17 protein-coding genes and 1 tRNA gene are annotated in these 21,320 nt (G+C 44.6%); 4 read left to right on the top strand and 14 right to left on the bottom strand.

All coding sequences use genetic code 11. The annotated features are described in order from the left end of the window. Positions 1-69: 69 nt before the first annotated feature. From ACIRUQ_RS01090 to ACIRUQ_RS01070, 5 genes are all read right to left on the bottom strand, one after another. A complete protein-coding gene (locus ACIRUQ_RS01090) occupies positions 70-1,152 on the bottom strand; it encodes a CdaR family transcriptional regulator (protein WP_022035772.1) in 1,083 nt (360 codons plus the stop codon). Positions 1,153-1,313: 161 nt separating this feature from the next. After that, the gene (locus ACIRUQ_RS01085; RefSeq protein ID WP_022035771.1) at positions 1,314-2,189 is read right to left on the bottom strand and encodes a YitT family protein; all 876 of its coding nucleotides are present in this window, start codon (positions 2,187-2,189) and stop codon (positions 1,314-1,316) included. 90 nt (positions 2,190-2,279) lie between these two features. Beyond that, positions 2,280-2,972: a WecB/TagA/CpsF family glycosyltransferase gene (locus tag ACIRUQ_RS01080; protein WP_055290384.1), complete on the bottom strand. Its 693-nt coding sequence runs from the start codon at positions 2,970-2,972 to the stop codon at positions 2,280-2,282. A 306-nt stretch (positions 2,973-3,278) separates the two neighbouring features. Further along, positions 3,279-4,277 carry an SH3 domain-containing C40 family peptidase gene (locus tag ACIRUQ_RS01075; protein WP_021737487.1) on the bottom strand — a complete coding sequence of 333 codons (999 nt, stop codon included), beginning with the start codon at positions 4,275-4,277 and terminating at the stop codon, positions 3,279-3,281. 236 nt (positions 4,278-4,513) lie between these two features. Beyond that, positions 4,514-7,027 (bottom strand): transglycosylase domain-containing protein, encoded by a 2,514-nt coding sequence (locus ACIRUQ_RS01070; protein ID WP_055290385.1) that lies wholly within the window; start codon positions 7,025-7,027, stop codon positions 4,514-4,516. A gap of 145 nt (positions 7,028-7,172) precedes the next feature. On the opposite strand from ACIRUQ_RS01070, the gene ACIRUQ_RS01065 reads away from it, so the two are divergent. From ACIRUQ_RS01065 to ACIRUQ_RS01050, 4 genes are all read left to right on the top strand, one after another. Further along, positions 7,173-7,814, top strand: a complete 642-nt coding sequence (locus ACIRUQ_RS01065; protein WP_055290386.1) for a YigZ family protein — start codon at positions 7,173-7,175, stop codon at positions 7,812-7,814. 183 nt (positions 7,815-7,997) lie between these two features. Further along, positions 7,998-8,069: transfer RNA gene (locus ACIRUQ_RS01060), tRNA-Gln, on the top strand. Positions 8,070-8,153: 84 nt separating this feature from the next. Further along, positions 8,154-8,882: an acyl-[acyl-carrier-protein] thioesterase gene (locus ACIRUQ_RS01055; protein WP_055290387.1), complete on the top strand. Its 729-nt coding sequence runs from the start codon at positions 8,154-8,156 to the stop codon at positions 8,880-8,882. Between the two features lie 34 nt (positions 8,883-8,916). Beyond that, positions 8,917-9,750: a S1 RNA-binding domain-containing protein gene (locus ACIRUQ_RS01050; protein ID WP_021737491.1), complete on the top strand. Its 834-nt coding sequence runs from the start codon at positions 8,917-8,919 to the stop codon at positions 9,748-9,750. A 137-nt stretch (positions 9,751-9,887) separates the two neighbouring features. Here the strand turns inward: ACIRUQ_RS01050 and ACIRUQ_RS01045 are convergent, their stop codons facing one another. From ACIRUQ_RS01045 to uvrC, 9 genes are all read right to left on the bottom strand, one after another. After that, positions 9,888-12,002: a glutamine synthetase III gene (locus ACIRUQ_RS01045; protein WP_021737492.1), complete on the bottom strand. Its 2,115-nt coding sequence runs from the start codon at positions 12,000-12,002 to the stop codon at positions 9,888-9,890. 318 nt (positions 12,003-12,320) lie between these two features. Next, positions 12,321-13,184, bottom strand: a complete 864-nt coding sequence (gene fba / locus ACIRUQ_RS01040; RefSeq protein ID WP_022035767.1) for a class II fructose-1,6-bisphosphate aldolase — start codon at positions 13,182-13,184, stop codon at positions 12,321-12,323. A 77-nt stretch (positions 13,185-13,261) separates the two neighbouring features. Further along, a complete protein-coding gene (locus ACIRUQ_RS01035; RefSeq protein ID WP_021737495.1) occupies positions 13,262-14,158 on the bottom strand; it encodes a diacylglycerol kinase family protein in 897 nt (298 codons plus the stop codon). Positions 14,159-14,160: 2 nt separating this feature from the next. Then, entirely contained in the window at positions 14,161-15,126 is a 966-nt protein-coding gene (gene whiA / locus ACIRUQ_RS01030; protein WP_021737496.1) for a DNA-binding protein WhiA, read from the bottom strand. A 13-nt stretch (positions 15,127-15,139) separates the two neighbouring features. Beyond that, the gene (rapZ, locus tag ACIRUQ_RS01025; protein ID WP_021737497.1) at positions 15,140-16,015 is read right to left on the bottom strand and encodes an RNase adapter RapZ; all 876 of its coding nucleotides are present in this window, start codon (positions 16,013-16,015) and stop codon (positions 15,140-15,142) included. A 17-nt stretch (positions 16,016-16,032) separates the two neighbouring features. Then, positions 16,033-16,938, bottom strand: coding sequence for a UDP-N-acetylmuramate dehydrogenase (murB, locus tag ACIRUQ_RS01020; RefSeq protein WP_044962464.1), 906 nt, complete (start codon positions 16,936-16,938; stop codon positions 16,033-16,035). Positions 16,939-16,954: 16 nt separating this feature from the next. Beyond that, positions 16,955-18,361 carry an aminopeptidase gene (locus tag ACIRUQ_RS01015; RefSeq protein WP_055290388.1) on the bottom strand — a complete coding sequence of 469 codons (1,407 nt, stop codon included), beginning with the start codon at positions 18,359-18,361 and terminating at the stop codon, positions 16,955-16,957. Between the two features lie 13 nt (positions 18,362-18,374). Beyond that, positions 18,375-19,313, bottom strand: a complete 939-nt coding sequence (gene hprK / locus ACIRUQ_RS01010; protein WP_021737500.1) for an HPr(Ser) kinase/phosphatase — start codon at positions 19,311-19,313, stop codon at positions 18,375-18,377. Positions 19,314-19,413: 100 nt separating this feature from the next. Beyond that, entirely contained in the window at positions 19,414-21,291 is a 1,878-nt protein-coding gene (gene uvrC, locus ACIRUQ_RS01005; RefSeq protein WP_022035764.1) for an excinuclease ABC subunit UvrC, read from the bottom strand. Positions 21,292-21,320 lie beyond the last annotated feature (29 nt).

Genomic DNA, 21,320 nt, shown 5'->3' with positions numbered 1-21,320 from the left:
AACTCTTCTGTATCAGCATAAAATGGGGGCACGAAAAACTGTTCTTTTGTGCCCCCAAACACTTAGCAATTAATAATCTAATGTTTCCATATATTTCATATATTTTACTACCATCAGCGCAATTTTAAATGTGATGGCGTCTTCGAATACTCGCAGATCCAGTCCGGTGCTCTTCTGAAGCTTATCCAGACGGTATACAAGTGTATTTCTGTGAATATACAGCTGACGGGATGTCTCTGAAACATTCAGACTGTTCTCAAAAAACTTGTTGATAGTGGTCAGCGTCTCCTCATCAAAATCATCCGGTGATTTACCGCCGAAGATTTCTTTGATAAACATTTTACATAATGGTAGCGGCAGCTGATAGATCAGTCGGCCGATACCGAGTGCGGAATATGCAATGATATTGCGCTCCTCAAAGAAAATCTTGCCTACATCCAGTGCCATCCGTGCCTCCTTGTAGGAACGTGACACTTCTTTTATCTCGCCTACCACAGTGCCGTAAGCGATGTGGATATCAGAATCTCCCTTAAACAGTCCGAGAATCACTTCTGCGGTCTTGTTCAGATCTGCTCCGCTGTCAGAATCATCCACTTCTTTTACTACAATGATATTCTTCTCATCCACGGCAGTTACAAAATCTTTATTTTTTCCTTCAAAAATACTACGTACCTTTTCCAGCTCATTGCCTTCTTTATCCCGGTTCGTCTCTATAATATATACAACTCTCCGGACATCAGTTTCAATATGCAGCTTTTTGGCACGATTGTAAATATCTACCAGCAAGAGATTGTCCAGCAGAAGATTCTTGATAAAATTGTCCTTATCAAAACGTTCCTTGTATGCAACCAGAAGATTCTGGATCTGAAAACTTGCGATTTTTCCAATCATATAGACATCATCGCTATCTCCATTTGCAAGCAGCACATATTCCAGTTGATGTTCATCAAATACTTTAAAGAAATGACATCCTGATACTACCTGGCTGTCCGCCGGAGATTCTACCAATGCCATCGCCGGGCTGACATAGCGATCTGCTTCCGCAAATGTAGTCGCCAGAATTTTGCCTTCCGTATCAATGATACACAAATCTATCCTTGTAATATTTTTTAATCCATCAATCGTATTTTGCAATATCTGATTTGAAATCATAATGAAAAGCCCCCCTGCATATTTTATACAACATTCACAATAACCAATTCTATTTTTTTCATATATTTTTATTATGCAGTTCTATTTTAAGACAAAAGCCCCAAAAAAGTAAAGAGGAAATGCAATTTTTTTTATGCATTTCCCCAACTTTTAGATTTTGTTCACATTTTCTCGGAGTAAGACTGGAATCCTTCTCCCCAGACCTCCCTCGCATCACAGATAATAAGGAATGCTTTTGGGTCTGTTTTCATGACGATTTCCTTCAGCCAGACAATCTCTTTTCTTGATACCACACACAGGAGCATACATTTTTCCTGCCGGGTATACATGCCTTTTGCATGCAGACCGGTCATACCACGGTCCAGTTCCATCATAGTAGCCTGTGCAATCTCCTCGCTCTTCTCTGACAAAATATACACTGCTTTGGACATTTTGAATCCTTCTACTGTTAGATCCGACACTTTTGTCGTAATCACGATGGCTATGATCGCATAAAGTCCGCTCTTCAATCCAAACAGTGATAATCCCGCCAGCACGATCACTGCATCGATGACCTGCATGATACGCACAATCGAATACTGTTGAAATTTCATGTGGAGCAACGCCGCCAGCATATCGGTTCCGCCGGTAGTACTCCGGGTGCGCAGCACCAGACCGATACCAAATCCCATGATACCGCCACCAAAGGCACAACCGATGACCATGTCATCCCCTGCCAGATTCCATGCCGGCAGGATAGACAGCCAAAGTGACAACAGGATCATCGCAGCAAAAGACTTTCCGGCAAATGTCTTTCCTTTCTTCCAAAATGCCCACAGAAATACCGGTATATTCAGCAGCAATGACGATACTCCCAGCGGGATACCGCCCGGTACCATATGTTCTGTAACCGCTTTGATCAGAATTGCAAGACCTGAAAATCCTCCGGTAACCATATCCAACGGTTCATAAATACATTTTACCGCAAAAGCAAGCAGCAATGTTCCTGCCAGAAGCAGAAGCAAATCCAGCAGGCCTTTTTTTGTTCTGTCTTTCATAACTGTAAATCCCCTCTATCCCCATTCTGTAACCATCACCGTTCAGTGGCGTCCTTGCAGAAGTGGGAGTCTTATCTCAGGCTGAGATGATCAGTTTACTTTTTCTTCTCCCTCTGCTTCATAAGATTGTATCTGGCGCTTCATTTTACGCCGCGCCAGCAGTCTCTTGCAGAGACCTGCCGTTTTTTTCTTTTTTTCTGTAAATGTATTCTCTGTACCGACACCGAACCAAAGCCGTACATTCAGCATTTTTCTGTGCTGTGCCAGAAAAATCTCCTGCTGCGGTGTCGGAAGCATAACCAACAGCAGATGTGGTGCTACTGCATTGATTTCATTTACAATTTGTTCTGTATCCTCTTCACATTCTTCCCAGACTGCATCTCCACAGATTCTTGCCACATCGCCATAGGTATGATCCAGAAAGGAACACAGTTCATTCATCTGCGCTCTCGTATCTGTCAGCAGATAAATGCTATGACGATCTCTGGCAATATTACGCAGTGCCTCACTGGCAAATCGGTGTTCCCTTGCTTCCTCCAGCCATTTGTGAGATGTTACTCCCAATTCCATCAAAATCTCCTTATCTGATGGAATAACCAGATCTATATCCTCCAGACACTGACGGACTTCTTCCTCTTCCCCTGCCGTCACAACCGTTTTCATAGATACTGCCTCCACTGCATGCAGACCGTCTTCCTGTATATAATGTTCTATTTTATGAAGTGCTTCCCGCAGGCTGCAAATATCAATACGCACACCTGCCAGTTCTTTTCTACTACTCATTTTGTTCCATTTCTTCCAATATTATTTCAGGAATTATTCTCCATTGAACCTTTATACAATAATTGGTCTCATACGTCAAGTAATTTCCCTCTTTATTCAAAAAATGTGGACATTCATTGCCTTTTTTCGCACTTATGCACAAAGTTATGCACAATATCAACAAGAAAGTGTGCTATCACAAACTTATCATTTCAGTTTCAGTTTGTAAACAGCACACACTTCTATTTTCTGATCTGATTATCTCAGCTTTCGCTGACCAGAATCCCGCACCAAGTCTCACCTGCGTTCGACTTGAATTTGGAAATACTACATCACTCTGCGGACTGCAAGAATTTTTTTATAAGTCGCAGTAGATACTTTGATACCATCTTTTGGATTGCTTGCGTGAACGATCTTACCGCCGCCAAGATAAATTGCCACATGACCGCTATAACAGATGATATCTCCCGGCTGTGCCTCGGAATAACTTACTCCACGACCGACTCCACGCAGTGCAGAAGAAGAATGTGGAAGGGAAATTCCATAATGTGCATATACCTGCATAACAAATCCGGAACAATCCACACCTTTTGTCAGGCTTGTACCACCCCACACATACGGATTACCAAGAAACTGTAATGCATAGGAAGTAACAGAACCACCGGAGGAACTTTCCTTCTGTTCAGATACCTGTGGTTTTTCTGCATACTGATACATATCTGCCACAGAAGCGAATTCCGTGGAAATATAACCTTCGCCATCTGCTGTCTCAACTTTTACCCATCCCGGAATCTGCTCATCCAAAACTTTCAACTGCTGATCCTGACCTACTAATGTCACAACTGCTGCCTCTGTAGATGCCTCACTGCGGACTTTTAATGTTTCTGTATTAACCTGTGCCATTCTTGTTTTTACGGAATTTAGTAAATCCTGATTTCCAACTGCCAGATACTCTGCCTTAACATAACCACTGACTGATCCGGATGTGATCTGGTACCAGCCATCCACAGCACCTGTGATTTCAGCCACTGCGTTATTTTTCATAATTCCGACTACCTCACTGTCTGTGGACGCTTCACTGCGGACATTCAGATAATTATCAATCTGAGCGACCCCCATATTCTGTACCAATGCAGCCTGCTCTGCTGCTGTCTGTGTATTTGCCTGTGCCACTGCCAGGGATACACCGGAAATCGGTGCTGCCGCCACGTTGCCCACAATGTTCAGATCTGCTGCCGGTGCAGCCTGTACTCCAGTCGCTCCGCAGGTAAAAATCAAGGTTGTTACGATTAAGGTTGCGATTGCCTTTTTATTTCTGTATTTCATCCGTTCTGTTACTCCTTCAAGTCAAACTCTTTATAAATATTACTTTTATTTTTAAATTGTTACATTTTTGTTACACCAACGAAATTCATTATAGCAACGGAACCGCAATATGTCAATGTTTCACACAAGATTTTGGGCAAAAAAAAGAAACAGAATTGTAACAATTCTGTTTCTTTTGTAAAGCGGACACTCGCAATCTGCTTTCGCTGCCTGCTCTTGAACGCATTCAAATTATTTTATTGTCCGGTATGGTTGTTTTCCGGAGTCAGTGCCTGAATGAGCTGGTTCAGCCACCCCTCACCAGTATGCACATTGCACACCTCTGTCGGCATCTTATCTTCACCGGATCCTTTTTTCATAAATGTCTTTGTCTCTTTGCTGCTCTCCGGACAATATTCCCCGGCAAGCAGGCCGGAATCTTTGCAGATCACTGCCGTCTGATGCAGATCACATTTTTCCGAAGATTCTGTACCTTCTGCAAAATACTCTGTCTCTGTCTCCGGACATACACCGGCAATGGCAATCTTACCGGAAGTCTTGCAAACGCTGCTTACTTCCACATCTTCAGGCATCTCGAATTCCTTATATGCAAGACCTTCATGAAGCTGTTTCATAATATGATTCCACAGTATCTTGGGATAGCGGCTGGATTCCAATCTGGAGTAATCATCGTATCCCCCCCAGACCACACAGGTATAATACGGCGTATATCCTGCAAACCACGCATCTCTGGCAGCCTCAGATGTTCCTGCGGTTCCGGTCTTTCCTGCAATTGGCATTGTACCGAAATCTGCCAGTTTACCGGTTCCGTAAAGCACAACATCCTGCATGGCTGAAGTCAGTAAAAACGCCGTACTGTCATTGATAACCCGGTGTTTCTTCGGTTTCTTCTCCAGCAGCACATTACCATCCTGATCAAGAATTTTTGTGTACATCACCGGCTCTTTGTATACTCCCTGATTCGGCATAACTTCAAATGCGGCTGCCAGCTCCAGGTTTGTCACACCTCCGACACCAAGCGGAAGTGATTCCACAATATCATCCTTCGTCAGTGTCGAAATACCGAATTTTTTTGCCATCTCATATCCTGCCTGCGGTGTAATATCCTGTACTGTCTTCACCGCCACTACATTCACAGAATCCTGTATTGCTTCCCGGATGCTGGTATAACCACGGTATTTTCCATCCGCATTATGAATTTCCTGGCCGGAACTGTATGTGATCGGCTCGTCCAGCACCGTCGTTGCCAATGTATAGGAACCGCTGTCCAGAGCCGGTGCATAAGCTGTCAGGATCTTAAATGTAGAACCCGGCTGTCTCGTCACATCTGCGGCACGGTTTAATGTCTTGCTGGCGGTTTTTTCTCCACGGCCCCCCACCAGTGCCTTCACCTGTCCGGTACTCTGATCAATAATGGTTACGGAAGCCTGAGGCTGAATCGTAAAGGTTACAGACTCGCCCACTACAACTCCTCCATCGGAAACCATTGCTTCCCGATATGCATCGATAGCAGCCTGTGCTGCAGCTTCATTTTTATAATTCAGATTATAACCCGCATTGTTTCTTTTATAATAGGAAAGAAGACTCTGTTCGCTATAATGGTTTACGGAACCATCCGGCTGTTGTACGGACAGTGCATAGGAAAAAGAGATTTTCTTTTCTATATTATAATTGTTGTCGTCATTCACCTGTGTATCACAGATTTCCTGGATCTGCGGATCCTGGGTGGAATAAATCGTCAGCCCGCCGCTGTACAGTGCCTTATAAGCCTGTGCTTCTGAATAATCCAGTTCCTTCTGCAGATCATCAATGATTTCTTCCGTCAGTGCATCTACAAAATAAGAGGTCGCATTGCTGTCGCTGCTCTGCCACTTGGTATTTGTCTCCTGGATCCGGTCATATACATTATCCTGCATGGCTGCTTCATACTGCACATCATCGATATAACCCTGATCCCGCATATTCGTCAATACTTTCTCTCTCCGGACTGCGTTGTCCTCCGGATGGGAAATTGGATTATATTTGGACGGATTTTGCGTGATTCCTGCAATCACAGCACATTCAGAGAGATTGAGTTCTGATACATCCTTGCCAAAATAACGTCTGGAGGCCGCCTGGACACCCAGCGTATTCTGTCCCAGATTGATGGTATTCAGATAATTCTCCATGATCCAGTCTTTGGAAACCTTTTTTTCCAGCTGTAATGCCAGATATTGTTCCTGCAGTTTTCGTTTGACACGCTGAGAGGAATTCTCCGTTGTCCATCCGTCAAACACATTATTTTTCAGAAGCTGCTGCGTAATGGTACTTGCACCTTCGCTGAAATGCCCGGTAGTCACTCCTTTGATCCCTGCCCGGACAATCCCCCGCAGATCAATGCCATTGTGATCGTAAAACCGTTCATCTTCAATTGCCACAAAAGCTTTCTGAAGTTCCTCCGGAATCTCATCCAAAGTAACATAGACCCTGTTAGAACCGGTTCCCACCAGCTGTGCCGTCACATTTCCTTTTGCATCCAGCACGGTAGACATATACCCGGAAGGCGTCGCATCAATCTCATTGATATCCGGTGCTTCCGCGATTATCTGTTCCACATACTGATATCCGCGGTAACCGCCATAGCCAAGCACAAGCACAAAACATAACAATATGATCAGCAACGTCAGTGATTTTACCTTCCGCCGCATTACGGTTCCCCGGGAAGTCAGCTGCCATTTTATTTTTGCAGCATTCTTTTTACCATAATTCATAAAAAACCTCCAAATTGAGTTCCTATATTGCCTATCTTACCATTAATGCGATATACTGTCTATATTCAGAACCAGGCTCATTTATAAAAGATGTATAAAACACACATGAGACTTGTTCAAAAAAGCCCTGCGAAAAGGAGTCATTATGAGTTATAAAGTACTTTATCAGGCCGGCGAAGATGAAATTGAAGAGAAAAAATCCCGTTTCATTGCCCATACGCTTCCGGTCAATTCCGAGGACGAAGCGGTTGCCTTCTTAAATAAGATCAAAAAAGAATACTGGGATGCACGACACAACTGCTACGCATACACCATCGGACGCAACAATGAATGTACCCGCTGCAGCGATGACGGAGAACCATCCGGCACTGCCGGCCGTCCAATCCTGGACGTACTGCTCCGGGAAGAAATCCACAACTGCATCGTGGTTGTCACACGTTATTTCGGCGGTACCCTGCTCGGCACCGGAGGTCTCGTCCGTGCATATCAGGCTGCCACACAGGCCGGGCTCGCTGCCAGCTCCATCATAGAAAAACAGTTTGGGAAAAAGCTGCACCTTACCACAGACTATACCGGCATCGGAAAATTGCAATATCTGATCGCCCAAAACCAGGTTTTCACGCTGGACACCCGTTATACTGACTCCGTTACCATTGATCTGATGGTTCCGGAAGAGAAATTTGCAGATTTCTGTGCACAGGTCACGGAAGCAACCAGCGGGCAGGCACAAATGGATTCTGAAGATTTGGAGGAATTCGGCGTTGTGAATGGCGAAATTATTTTTTAATTGTTATTTACAGTTTTTTGCTGCATATACATTAATTATCTGAATTTTAAGCAAAAACAGCCAAAAATTCAAACGCAGTTTTTTCAAAAAAGGGGTTGCAATCTTTGGAACATTGCCCTATAATAACACTTGTCGACAGGCACTGAGGAAAACACCTCAACAAAGAGCTTCGACGATAAGTAATGGCCCATCGCCAAATGGTAAGGCAACGGACTCTGACTCCGTCATTTCAAGGTTCGAATCCTTGTGGGCCAGTTTTTTAGAAAGCACCATGCAAATGGTGCTTTTTTGTTACACAGGAAATTACGTAATCCCAGTATTTTTAAGGAGGACGATGATATGTATCAATTTAAAAGCCGTGTCAGATTCAGCGAAGTGGACAGTCAGCTTCATATGACCCTTCCTTCCATCATCAATTATTTTCAGGACTGCAGCACCTTCCACTCTGATTCCATTGGATATGGGATAGAAGTTATGATGGAACAGGGATATGCCTGGATCCTCTCTTCCTGGCAAATCATCATCAACCGTTATCCAAAGTTCGGGGAAGAAATCACAGTCAGCACTTGGGCACACGGTTGGAAGGCATTTTTCGGCTATCGTAATTTTAAACTGGAAGACACAGAAGGTAATCTTCTGGCCTATGCAAATACAAACTGGATCTATATGAATATCCGAACCGGACATCCGGAGCGGATTCCGAAAGAAATATGCGATCTTTATAAATGTGAACCTGCGCTTCCTATGGAGGAATCCTCCCGCAAGATCACACCACCGGCAAAAGGCACAGGCATTACGCCGATTCAGGTACACCGCTATGATATCGACTCCAACAACCATGTCAATAACGAACGCTATGTACCTATGGCCATGGAATGTCTGCCGGAAGGAGCACAGATTCGTCAGCTGCGGGTAGAATACCGCAATTCTGCCGTATACGGCGACACGATCTATCCGGTATACCATCGGGAAGAAGATCTATTGAAAGTGTCTCTGAACGACAGTGACGGAAAACCATATGCTATTGTTGAATTTCAGCTTGCACCGCTTTCGGATCAGGCTGATTAAAAAAAACACAAAACAAGAAAGGACGGAAACACAAATGAAATTAGGAGAAAAGCAAACACTTACCGTAGTAAAACAGGTAGACTTCGGTGTCTATCTTGCAGAACAACCGGAGGATGAAACACGTGTCCTGCTCCCGGCGAAACAGGTTCCGGAAGGAACAAAACTGCACGACAAGTTGGAAGTCTTCTTATATAAGGATTCCAAGGATCGTCTGATCGCCACCACAAACGAACCAAAACTGACGCTTGGCGGCTTCGCAGTACTAAAAGTGCTACAGGTCACCAAAATCGGTGCATTCCTGGACTGGGGACTGGAAAAAGATCTGCTGCTTCCTTTTAAAGAACAGCTCCGCAAAGTACATGAGGGGGATGAAGTATTAGTTACACTGTATATTGACAAGAGCAACCGTCTCTGTGCCACCATGGAAGGCATTTACCATCTGCTTTCTACAGACTCTCCTTACAAAAAGGGAGATACCGTAACCGGTCGTGTTTACGAATTCAGCGAGAACTTTGGTACTTTTGTTGCCGTAGACGACAAATATTCTGCCCGTATCCCGGGATTCGAAAATACAACGACATTAAAGATAGGCGATATCATTGAAGCAAATGTCACAAACCGCAAACCGGATGGAAAACTCGATCTGACTATCCGCGCCAAAGCCTATGTCCAGATGAATGCAGACGCAGAAGAAGTGTTACGGATCATCGATGAATACGGCGGAGTGCTTCCGTTTAATGACAAAGCTTCCCCGGATATTATCAAACGTGAGGCTCATATGAGTAAAAATGCTTTCAAACGTGCTGTAGGCCATCTCTACAAAGAACGCCTGATCGAATTCACGGACAGAGGCATTCGCCGGATATAATTTCAATCCTGCGGCGATTGGATTTCCAGAATGATTACTTTCGCACATTTATAACGTGAAAAAGAACCGGATTTTCTTCCGGTTCTTTTTCTTTTTTGATGTATATACTAACTAAGGGGATTAGATAATACCGTTTTTTAAACCTCAAAGATGAGATCGCCGTAAGATGGCATCGGCCATACTTTCTTATCTACAATAATCTCAAGTTTATCGATCGGTGCTCGAAGTTCAGCCATAGCAGTTGTCACTTCATCACGATAGTAAGCAGCACGCGCAGCACCGTCACCCATGGTCAGACCTTTGTCTGTTACCTCTTCCAGTTTTGCCAGAGCAACCTTCGCATCAGATAACAGTGCGGATGACTCCTGCAGTAACTCTGTCTGTACACTTACGTCACAATCGCAGGCAGCTTTCACAGCATTGATAGACTGTGCCAAAGCAGTAATATCTTTGATTACAGCCGGAATCAATGTCTTGTTTGTGATATTGATCATGGCTCTTGCTTCGATATTGATCTCTTTTGCATAAATCTCGTACTGAATCTCTTCGCGGGACTCTAATTCAGCTTTTGTAAATACGCCGAATTTTTCAAACATAGCGATTGCTTTATCAGTAGTCAGTGCCGGAATTGCGTCTACCATAGATCTGATATTCGGTAACCCTCTGCGTTCTGCCTCTTCTACCCATGCATCTGAATATCCGTCACCATTGAAGATAATTCTCTGATGCTCAGTCAGATATTTTTTAATCAGATCATGTGCTTTTTCATTTATATCTTCTGCTTTCTCCAGCTCATCGCATGCTTCCTCAAAAGCTTCTGCAACGATTGTATTTAATACAACATTTGGTGCAGAAATGGAATCCTGGGAACCAACCATACGGAACTCGAATTTATTTCCGGTAAATGCAAACGGTGATGTTCTGTTTCGGTCTGTTGCATCTTTTGCCAGATCCGGAAGAGAAGCCACACCTGTCTGTAATACACCACCCTTTAAGGAATGTGTTGCAGAACCTGTGCTGATCAGCTGTGTAATCACATCATCAAGCTGCTCACCAAGGAATACGGAGATGATTGCCGGCGGTGCTTCATTTGCGCCCAGTCTGTGATCATTTCCGACATCAGCTGCGGACCAGCGGAGAAGATCTGCATGATCATCTACTGCTTTCAGGATGCAGGCCAGTACCAGAAGGAACTGAATATTTTCATGCGGTGTTTTGCCCGGTTCTAACAGATTGATACCGTCATCGGTTGTGATGGACCAGTTGTCATGTTTACCGGAACCATTGACACCGTCAAATGGTTTCTCATGAAGCAGACACTGCAGTCCATGCTCGTTTGCTTTCTTTTTCAGAACTTCCATAACCAGATGGTTGTGATCCAGTGCCAGGTTACATGTCTCATAGATTGGAGCCAGCTCATGCTGTGCCGGAGCTACCTCATTGTGCTGTGTCTTTGCCGGAACTCCCAGTTTCCACAGTTCTTCATTGACATCTTTCATAAATGCAGCAATACGTGGACGGATGCTTCCGAAGTAATGATCATCCATTTCCTGTCCTTTTGCAGGCATAGAGCCGAATAATGTACGTCCGGTATAGATCAGATCTTTTCTCTTTAAATATTTTTCTTTATCTACTAGGAAATATTCCTGCTCGGAACCTACAGATGGAGTGACTTTTCTGGAAGTTGTGTTTCCAAATAATCTTAACAGACGCAGTGCCTGTGTATCGATTGCCTGCATGGAACGAAGCAGCGGTGTCTTCTGATCCAGTGCTTCACCTTTATAAGAACAGAATGCTGTTGGGATACAAAGCGTTGCACCTGCTGCGTCATGTCTTACAAAAGCGTAAGAAGTACAATCCCATGCTGTATATCCTCTTGCCTCACAGGTTGCACGAAGTCCGCCTGACGGGAAAGAAGATGCATCCGGTTCACCTTTGATCAATTCTTTGCCGGAGAAACTCATCAGTACTTTTCCCTGCTCATTCGGAGCAGTGATAAAGGAATCATGTTTTTCAGCTGTCACGCCGGTCAGCGGCTGGAACCAGTGGGTATAGTGGGTCGCACCCTGCTCAATTGCCCATTCCTTCATCTCATGTGCAATGATATCTGCTGTTGCAAGATCCAGATCTGTTCCCTCTTTGATGGTCTCCTGCAATTTCTGATATACTTTTTTCGGAAGTCTTTCCTTCATCACAGTATCATTGAATACATATTCGCCAAAAATATCAACGACTTTGAAATATTCACTCATCTTCTTGATTCCTCTCTTTTCTCAAATTTTTACAGTCCCCTGAGTATATACTGATCTGCTTCCTTCTTCATTTTTCTATGTATCCGGAGCAATTCTGCCATATCCTAGCAAATATTTGATTAACCGATCAAGGTTATCTCTTTATAGCAGAAAAGGGTATTCCACCTTTTGTTGGAACACCCTTGTTCAGCATGTATTCATGTCTTGCAATTAACATAGTACAAATTTCTGAAAATTGCAAGAGGTCGAAAACATTTTTGTCTATTTCAACAATTCTGAGTTGTAAAAAGTTACATTTTCGTGATTTTTCACAAATTCTCAGGCTTTGTCAATAGAACCGAAAATTTCCATTTTCTCTTTTACTTTTGCTTTGATTGCTTCAAAACCAGGAGCAAGTAATTTTCTAGGATCGAATCCCTTACCTGCCAGGTCTTTGCCCTCTTCGATATATTTTCTTGTAGCTTCAGCAAATACAAGCTGACACTCTGTATTTACGTTGATTTTTGCAACACCGAGAGAGATTGCTTTCTTGATCATATCATCCGGAATACCTGTACCACCGTGAAGAACTAATGGCATATCACCGGTCTTCTGCTGGATCGCATCCAGAGTTTCAAAGCTTAATCCTGCCCAGTTTTCCGGATATTTACCATGAATATTACCGATACCAGCTGCAAGCATTGTTACTCCAAGATCAGCGATAGATTTACACTCATCCGGATCTGCACATTCGCCCATTCCGACAACGCCGTCTTCCTCACCGCCGATGGAACCAACTTCTGCCTCAAGAGATAATCCTTTCTCTTTGCATACAGCAACAAGTTCTTTTGTTTTTGCAACATTCTCTTCGATCGGATAATGAGAACCATCAAACATTACAGAAGAAAAACCAGCTTCGATACATTTGTAGCAGGCATCATAGCTGCCGTGATCCAGATGTAATGCAACCGGAACAGTGATATTTAACTCTTCCAGCATACCATTTACCATACCAACAACCGTTTTGTAACCAGTCATGTATTTGCCGGCACCTTCGGAAACACCAAGAATAACCGGGGAATTATTCTCCTGAGCGGTTAACAGGATTGCTTTTGTCCACTCAAGGTTATTGATATTGAACTGACCAACTGCATAGTGACCTGCTTTTGCTTTTTCAAGCATTTCTTTTGCTGAAACTAACATAATGAGATCCTCCATTTGTTTTAAAAATATTGTTAATATAATAACATTATAACCGTATCTTTCCAAAAAAGAAAGTATTATTTTTCAACCATGAAACTTATTCGCCTGCAGCGATTATAAATTTCCACGTTTTTATGCTCTCCACCGAACTCTCCATCCAGTGTCCATGGTACATAATCATCGCAGTGGATACGGATGTGATCCGTCTTAAACGTATAGATATACGGCGTTTCGATATCCTTTGGCATCACCAGATTTGTCAGAATCTCGTTTAACTGAATTGGATTCTGCGGCATCTTGATCAATGTCACTTCAAATTCCCCGTCATCCAGCTTCACATTGCTGCCGGTCATGTTTTTCATACCGCCTACAGAAACCGAGTTTGTGATCATGCCATAGATAAATTCGTCCCGGATCGTCTTGCCATTCACTTCCACTTCCAGATAATAGGATGGAATATCATACAACCTTTTTGCACTTTCCAGAATATATGCCACATGGCCAAAAATATTCTTCAGCTTCTGGTTTGTCATATAAGATACATCTGTAAAGAGACCGAAAGCTGCAATATATACAAAATAATCTTCATTAAACACACCCACATCACATGGAAATGCCTGTCCGTTCACAGCCACATCGGCCGCTTGCAGCATATTTTTCGGTATTTTCAGCGACTGTGCAAAGTCATTGGTACTGCCTGCCGGAATATATCCGATCGGAACGATACCGTCACACTGCATCATACCGGTTACCACCTCATCCAGCGTACCGTCTCCGCCACTGCACACAACCAGATCATATTCATCTGCTGCCTCTGCTACTTTCCGGACAGCATCTGCTTTTGCCTGTGTCGGGTAAATTGTCACTTCATATCCACTTTTAACGAAAGTATCCACAATTGCCAGCAGCTGATTTCGAATCTGACCCTTTCCGGATTTTGGATTAAAGATAAATAATAACTTTTTCTTATCCATTTTTATTTCTCCTTCCCGGCTCTCAAGCTTTCTGCTATTTCTTTCAACTTCCTTAGTCTGTGATTCACACCGGATTTTCCAACCGGCGGATCCAGATATGTTCCCAGTTCCTGCAGTGATACATCCGGATTTTCCAGCCGCACCTGCGCCATCTCCCGCAGCTGCGGCGGCAGCTGTTCAAATCCGAAATGTTCTTCTATGTATCGGATATCATCCACCTGTCTGGCTGCTGTCCGAACCATTTTGTTAATATTAGCAGAATCACAGTTTGACTGCCGGTTTGCGCTGTTTCTCATATCCTTGATGATACGGATATTCTCCAGTTCCATCAGAGATCTGTGCGCCTCCATGACATTCAGGATCTGGATGATCTCCTCACTGTCCTTCAGATACACGATATACCGCTGTTTGCGCAAAATCACCTTCGCATGCACAAAAAATCCTGCCATCAGTTCCTTTAAAATCTGTGCCGTCTGTTCATCCTCGCATACCATCTCAAAATGATAGGATTTTCCCGGATCACTCATGGATCCGGTACACAGAAACGCCCCCCGGATATAGGCACGCATACTTCCCGGCGTCTTTAAGAATCCCCGGGGATCAGCCTGGGCACTCCACATACAGATAGCCTGCAATGCCTGCTGCAGTTTCTGTCGTTCCGGCCGTTCTTCCGAATACAGCATGTCCTCCGGCCGTTCTGACAGCAGAATAAAATACTGATTGTATTTTCCGGTTCCATGCCGCCGGATCTCCAACTGTACCTGAAGATCAAATGCTCTTTTTATTAATTTGACATACGTCTTTGCCAGCACGACATTCTCTGTTTCCATGAAAACTGCCACGCTCTCTTCCTGCCTGAGGATTCTTCCGCAGAAGCGGATGATCGCCATCAGTTCTGCCCGGACCTCTTCTTCCTTTTCCGGGATCAGGCGGGCAATTTCTTCTTTCATTTCACCTGAAAAAGACATACTGTTTCCTCAACTACTTTCCACGTTTTGCATCTTTATCAATATCCCGGTGCTCCACACGCAGACCATATTTCTGATTTTTCTTCAATCTCTGATAGATTGCATTGGTCAATGTGACCGACCGGTGTTTGCCGCCGGTGCATCCGATGGCAATGACAAGCTGGTTCTTGCCCTCCCGGATATAATTCGGAATCAGAAACCGGATCATGTCTTCCAGTTTATCCAGAAAGATATTTGCCTCCGGCGCTTTCAGCACAAACTGCTGAATCTCCGGATCATTTCCGGTTTTCGGCCGCAACGCTTCCAGATAATAAGGATTGGGCAGAAAACGAACATCAAATACCAGATCTGCATCTGACGGAATGCCATATTTGAATCCAAATGACAGTACCGTCACATAGATATTGTCATACTCCTGTTTTCCCAGAAAAATATTACCCAGTGCGGCATGCAGTTCCCTGGTCAGAAGCTGGCTTGTATCAATGATATAATCAGCCATCTCTTTCAGAAAAGAAATCTGTCTGCGTTCCTGCTCAATGCCTTTTTCCACGCGATCTGTTCCGGCCAGTGGATGTGCACGCCTCGTTTCTTTGTACCGTTTTACCAGCACCTGATCGGAAGCATCCATAAACAGAATTCGGATCATATGTCCATTCATCCTTAGATTTGTAATGATCTGATCCAGATATTTCAAGGATTCACCACTGCGGATATCAAGACCGAACGCAATCTTCTGATACTGAGTTTCACCGGAATCCGCAAACTCCACAAATTTTTCCAGCAGCGGAATCGGGAAATTATCGACACAAAAATATCCGATATCCTCCATGATTTTTAACGCTGTTGATTTGCCCGCTCCTGACATTCCTGTTACGATCACATATTCCATTCCGTCACCCACTCCTGCTAAAACTCGCCAATTTTCTTTACTTCCGGCTCCAGCCGGACACCAAATTTTTCATATACGATTTCAGATACTTGTTGCATCAGCTGACAGATATCAGTGGACGTTGCCTGGTCACGATTGATGATAAATCCACAATGTTTTTCCGACACCTGTGCCCCGCCTACCCGGAATCCACGCAAACCGGCATCCTGAATCAATTTTCCGGCAAAATAACCCTCCGGACGTTTGAACGTACTTCCGGCACTTGGATATTCCAATGGCTGTTTACTCACACGTTTTTCTTTCAGGTCGTCCATAATGCTCTGTATTTCATCTGCGTTGCCCGGCTGCAGCTTCAATACTGCGCTGATTACCAGATATCCTTTCTCCGGGATGATACTGTGACGATAGGACAATTCCAGTTCTTCCACAGAAAGTGTCTGCACGGTTCCATCCGGAGTCAGTACTGTCACTTTCTGCAAAATATCCTTCATCTCACCACCATAAGCACCGGCATTCATCACGACAGCTCCGCCGAGACTCCCCGGAATTCCGGAAGCGAATTCCATTCCTGTCAATTCTGCCGCAGCGGCTCTGGAAGCGATGCTGGAAAGCATCGCTCCTGCACCGGCTGTAATCACCGTTCCTTCTATTACAACGTCTGACATCTGTTTTCCAATTTCCAGGACAACACCGCGGATGCCGCCATCTCCCACCAACAGGTTACTGCCATTTCCGATGACGGTCCACGGAATCTCTTCATTGCGACATACTTCGAGAATCGGTGCGATCTGCTCTGCTTCCGGCTGCACCAGAAGGTCAGCCGGTCCACCGGTGCGAAACGTGGTATGTCTGCTCATTGGTTCCCGGACCAGCACATGCGCTGCACCACAGATGCCGCATAATGTCTCATATATCTGCTTCATATTCTGCTCCACTCTATTATGCATCCTTCAAAAATGCTTTATATCCGCATTTTGCTTCATACAGATCTGCTTTACTGATGATCTCCCACGGTGCATGCATATTCAGCACTGCAACGCCGCTGTCGATAACCTGCATATTATAATTTCCAAGGATATAAGCGATGGTTCCGCCGCCTCCCTGGTCTACTTTACCAAGTTCTGCCGTCTGGAAATATACCTGATTATCATCCATGATTCTGCGGATTTCTGCCACATATTCTGCTCCGGCATCATTAGAACCTGATTTTCCTCTGGAACCGGTGTATTTATTGAATACAAGTCCCCGTCCAAAATATGCTGCATTTTTCTTCTCCATAACCCCTGGGTAATTCGGATCAAAAGCAGCACTTACATCAGAAGAAAGCACTTTGGAATTCTGCAGGGCACGACGCAATTTTAATTCATTGTAATCACCGCAGGCATTCATTACTTCTGCTGTCATGTTTTCAAAGAAACGGGACTCCATACCGGTTGCTCCCACACTACCGATTTCTTCTTTATCCACCAGAAGGCATACGCTGGTGCGCTCCGGTTTTTCCATCTCAACGATTGCTGAGAAAGAAGGATATGCACATACACGGTCGTCATGTCCGTAACCCATGATCATACTGCGGTCAAAACCGTAATCTCTAGCCGGTCCGGCCGGAACAATCTCGATTTCAGCGGACAGGAAATCTTCTTCCTCCACACCGTAAGCATCTTTTAAAATTTTCAGAACATTTGCCTGTACCAGTTCTTTTGTTTTCTTCTCTTCCTCTGTTTTGGCCTCTAACGGCATGCTGCCGACAAGAATATCCAGTGCCTCGCCCTCGATCACTTTTGCGGCCTTTTTCTCCAACTGATCAGCAGACAGATGGATCAGAAGATCGCTGACACCAAAAACCGGATCTTCCGGTTTTTCACCGATGTTGATAGTTACCACAGAACCATCTTTTTTCGCAATGACACCGTGCATAGCCAGTGGAAGTGTCACCCACTGATATTTCTTGACACCACCATAATAATGCGTATCAAGCAATGCCATATCCGTATCCTCATACAACGGATTCTGTTTCAGATCCAGACGCGGGGAATCGATATGTGCGCCGAGGATATTCATGCCATCTTCCATTGGTTTCTGACCGATGATATACATGGCAAAACTTTTCCCTTTGTTATCTGCAAATACGCGGTCACCGGCTTTCAACGTGATTCCTTTTGCGATCACTGCTTCCATATCCTGAAAACCGGCTGCTATTGCACGTTTCTTTAATTCTGTCACGCACTCGCGCTCTGTCTTACAGTCAGAAATAAACTGACGGTATTCATCGCCATAAGCGAATACGGCTGCTTTCTCTTCTTCTGTATACTTTTTCCATGCGTTTTTACGTTCCATAATATTCATTCTCCTCAATTTATTAAATTTCTGTGGAATTTCCATTCCTCAGATTATTTTCTACTCTGCGATACAACTCTTTCGCTGCGTTATAACCCATTTTCTTCTGCCGGTGGTTTGCTGCTGCCGCCTCACAGATAACAGCCAGATTTCGTCCCGGACGGATTGGGATGGAATGGCAGACAATATTATTGCCCAAAATTTCTGCATATTCTTCCTCCAGTCCCAGACGGTCATATTCCTTATCCTTCTTCCAGTCTTCCAGTTTGATGACAAGATCAATAGTCTGCTGCTCTTTGACACATTCTACACCGAACAGTGTCTTTACATCAATGATCCCGATACCACGCAGTTCAATAAAGTAACGGGTGATATCCGGCGAGGTACCAATAAGCGTATTGTTGTTGATCTTACGGATTTCCACCACATCATCTGTAACAAGACGATGTCCCCGACGGATCAGTTCCAGCGCAGCCTCACTCTTTCCAATACCGCTCTCACCCATGATCAATACACCTTCACCGTAGATATCTACCAGTACACCATGAATGGAAATGCACGGTGCCAGCTTGCCGGTCAGAAAATAGATTGCTTCCGCTGCCACATTGGATGTCGCATCCGGAGATCCAAGGATTGGGATACCACGCTCACCAGCGATACGCAACACTTCTTCATCCGGCTCATAGTCCCTGCACATAATGACACATGGCACGTTAAATCCAAGAAGCTTGCGGTAACGCTCTGTCCGCACCTCATCTTCCAGACTTTCCAGATAAGAATATTCCACCATACCGATAATCTGAATCCGTTCTTCTGCAAAATGTTCAAAATAGCCTGCCAGCTCCAAAGCCGGACGGTTGATTTCAGAAGAAACGATCATTCGTTTTGACATATCCACACACGGGGTGAAGCATTTAAATTTCATTCTCTCTGCTAACTGTTGTACACTGACTCCCTGCATTATCTTTTCTCCATTTCTGTAATATGTACACGCAGAATCCTTGATGGAAAAGACTCCGAACGTACATTATTTTTTTAAACAGCTACAGTATAGCACGTTTTTACTGCTTATGGAAGAACTCGTATACGGACCGTGCCGCTTTCTCATTCATCCCGTCTACTTCCCGCAGCTGTTCCACCGTTGCCTCCCGGATTTTCTCCAAAGACTGGAACTGACGCATCAGTGCTTTTCTCCTGGTCTGGCCGATATTCGGGATATCATCCAGCACAGAATGAACCTGCTGTTTGCTGCGCAGGGAACGATGATACTCGATAGCAAACCGATGTGCCTCGTCCTGGATCCGGGTGATCAGCCGGAAACCTTCGGAATGCCGGTCAATGGGAATTTCCTCATTATTAAAATACAATCCTCTGGTTCTATGATGATCATCCTTTACCATACCGCACACCGGAATCGCCAGTTTCAGTTCATCCAGCACTTCCAGTGCAATATTGACCTGCCCCTTTCCACCATCCATCAGGATCAGATCCGGAAACTTTGTAAAGCTGCCATACTCCGGGGCCAGATCTTTTTGCCGGTTCTGCACCCGCTCCTCCATTCCATGCGTAAACCGGCGGGTCAGCACTTCCCGCATGGAAGCATAATCGTCCGGTCCCGTCACCGTTTTTAACTTGAACTTGCGGTAATCACTCCTGCAGGGTTTTCCCCGTTCGTAAACCACCATGGAACCTACGGATTCAAAACCGTTGGTATTGGAAATATCATACGCTTCCATCCGCTTGACATAACCGATCTCCAGCAGATCTGCAATTTCTTTGACAGCTCCGATGGTACGTCCTTCCTCCCGACGGATTTTTTCCTTATCCTGTGTCAGCACCATGACGGCATTCTGTTCGGCAAGTTCCACCAATTTTTCCCGCTGTCCCTTTTTAGGCACACGGATATATACTTTCTGTCCTCGTTTTGCAGACAGCCACTGTGCCACTACATCTGCATCTTCGATTTCCATAGGGAGCATGATCTCCTTTGGGACAAACGGAGTTCCCGCATAATACTGACTGATAAAAGTAGACAGCACTTCTTTCTTCGTATCCTCTGCTCCGATAGTAACATGAAAATGTTCCCGTCCGATCAGCCTTCCCTCCCGGACAAAAAATACCTGCACTACCGCATCACGATCATCCATGGCAAGAGCCAGTATATCACGATCTTCTCCGTCAAAACTTGTGATTTTCTGCTTCTGCGCCACCTGACGCACACTGGTCAGCAGATCCCGGAACTCCATGGCTTTTTCAAACTCCAGTGCCTCGGAAGCCGCCTGCATCTTTTCCTCCAGATCCCGGATCACAGGATTAAAATTTCCGTTTAACAATTCCATTGCACTGCGGATCTGTGTCCGATAATCCTCTTTGGAAATATATCCCTGGCAGGGAGCCTGACACTGATGGATGTGATAATTCAGACATGGACGTTCTTTTCCGATATCCCGCGGCAGTGTCCGGTTACAGGTACGGATCTGAAACAGCTTCTGCACCAGTTCAATGGTATCTTTCACAGCTCCGGCACTGGTATAGGGACCATAATATTTTGATTTGTCCTTCTTCATCTGTCTGGAAAACAGCACCCGCGGATAGGCTTCCCCAAGAGTCACCTTGATATACGGATACGTCTTGTCATCTTTCAGCATCGTATTATATTTGGGCCGGTGTTCTTTGATCAGGTTACACTCCAGCACCAGTGCTTCCAGTTCAGAATCTGTCAGGATATATTCAAAATGATCAATATGCGTCACCATTTTTTCAATCTTTGGTCCCTTGTTCCGGCTGGTCTGAAAATACTGCCGCACCCGGTTTTTCAGGCTGATGGCCTTTCCGATATAAATAATTGCATCTCGGTCGTCATGCATAATATAAACTCCCGGATGGTCCGGAAGCTTCTTCAGTTCCTCCCGAATGTCAAATAGTTTTTCTGTTCCCATATATGTTTCGTAATCCTCTTGAAATCCCC

The organism is Eubacterium ramulus (assembly GCF_045002895.1).
GTDB lineage: Bacteria > Bacillota > Clostridia > Lachnospirales > Lachnospiraceae > Eubacterium_I > Eubacterium_I ramulus.
The sequence above is the reverse complement of the archived record's forward strand: the minus strand, read 5'-3'. Positions and strand labels throughout refer to the sequence as shown.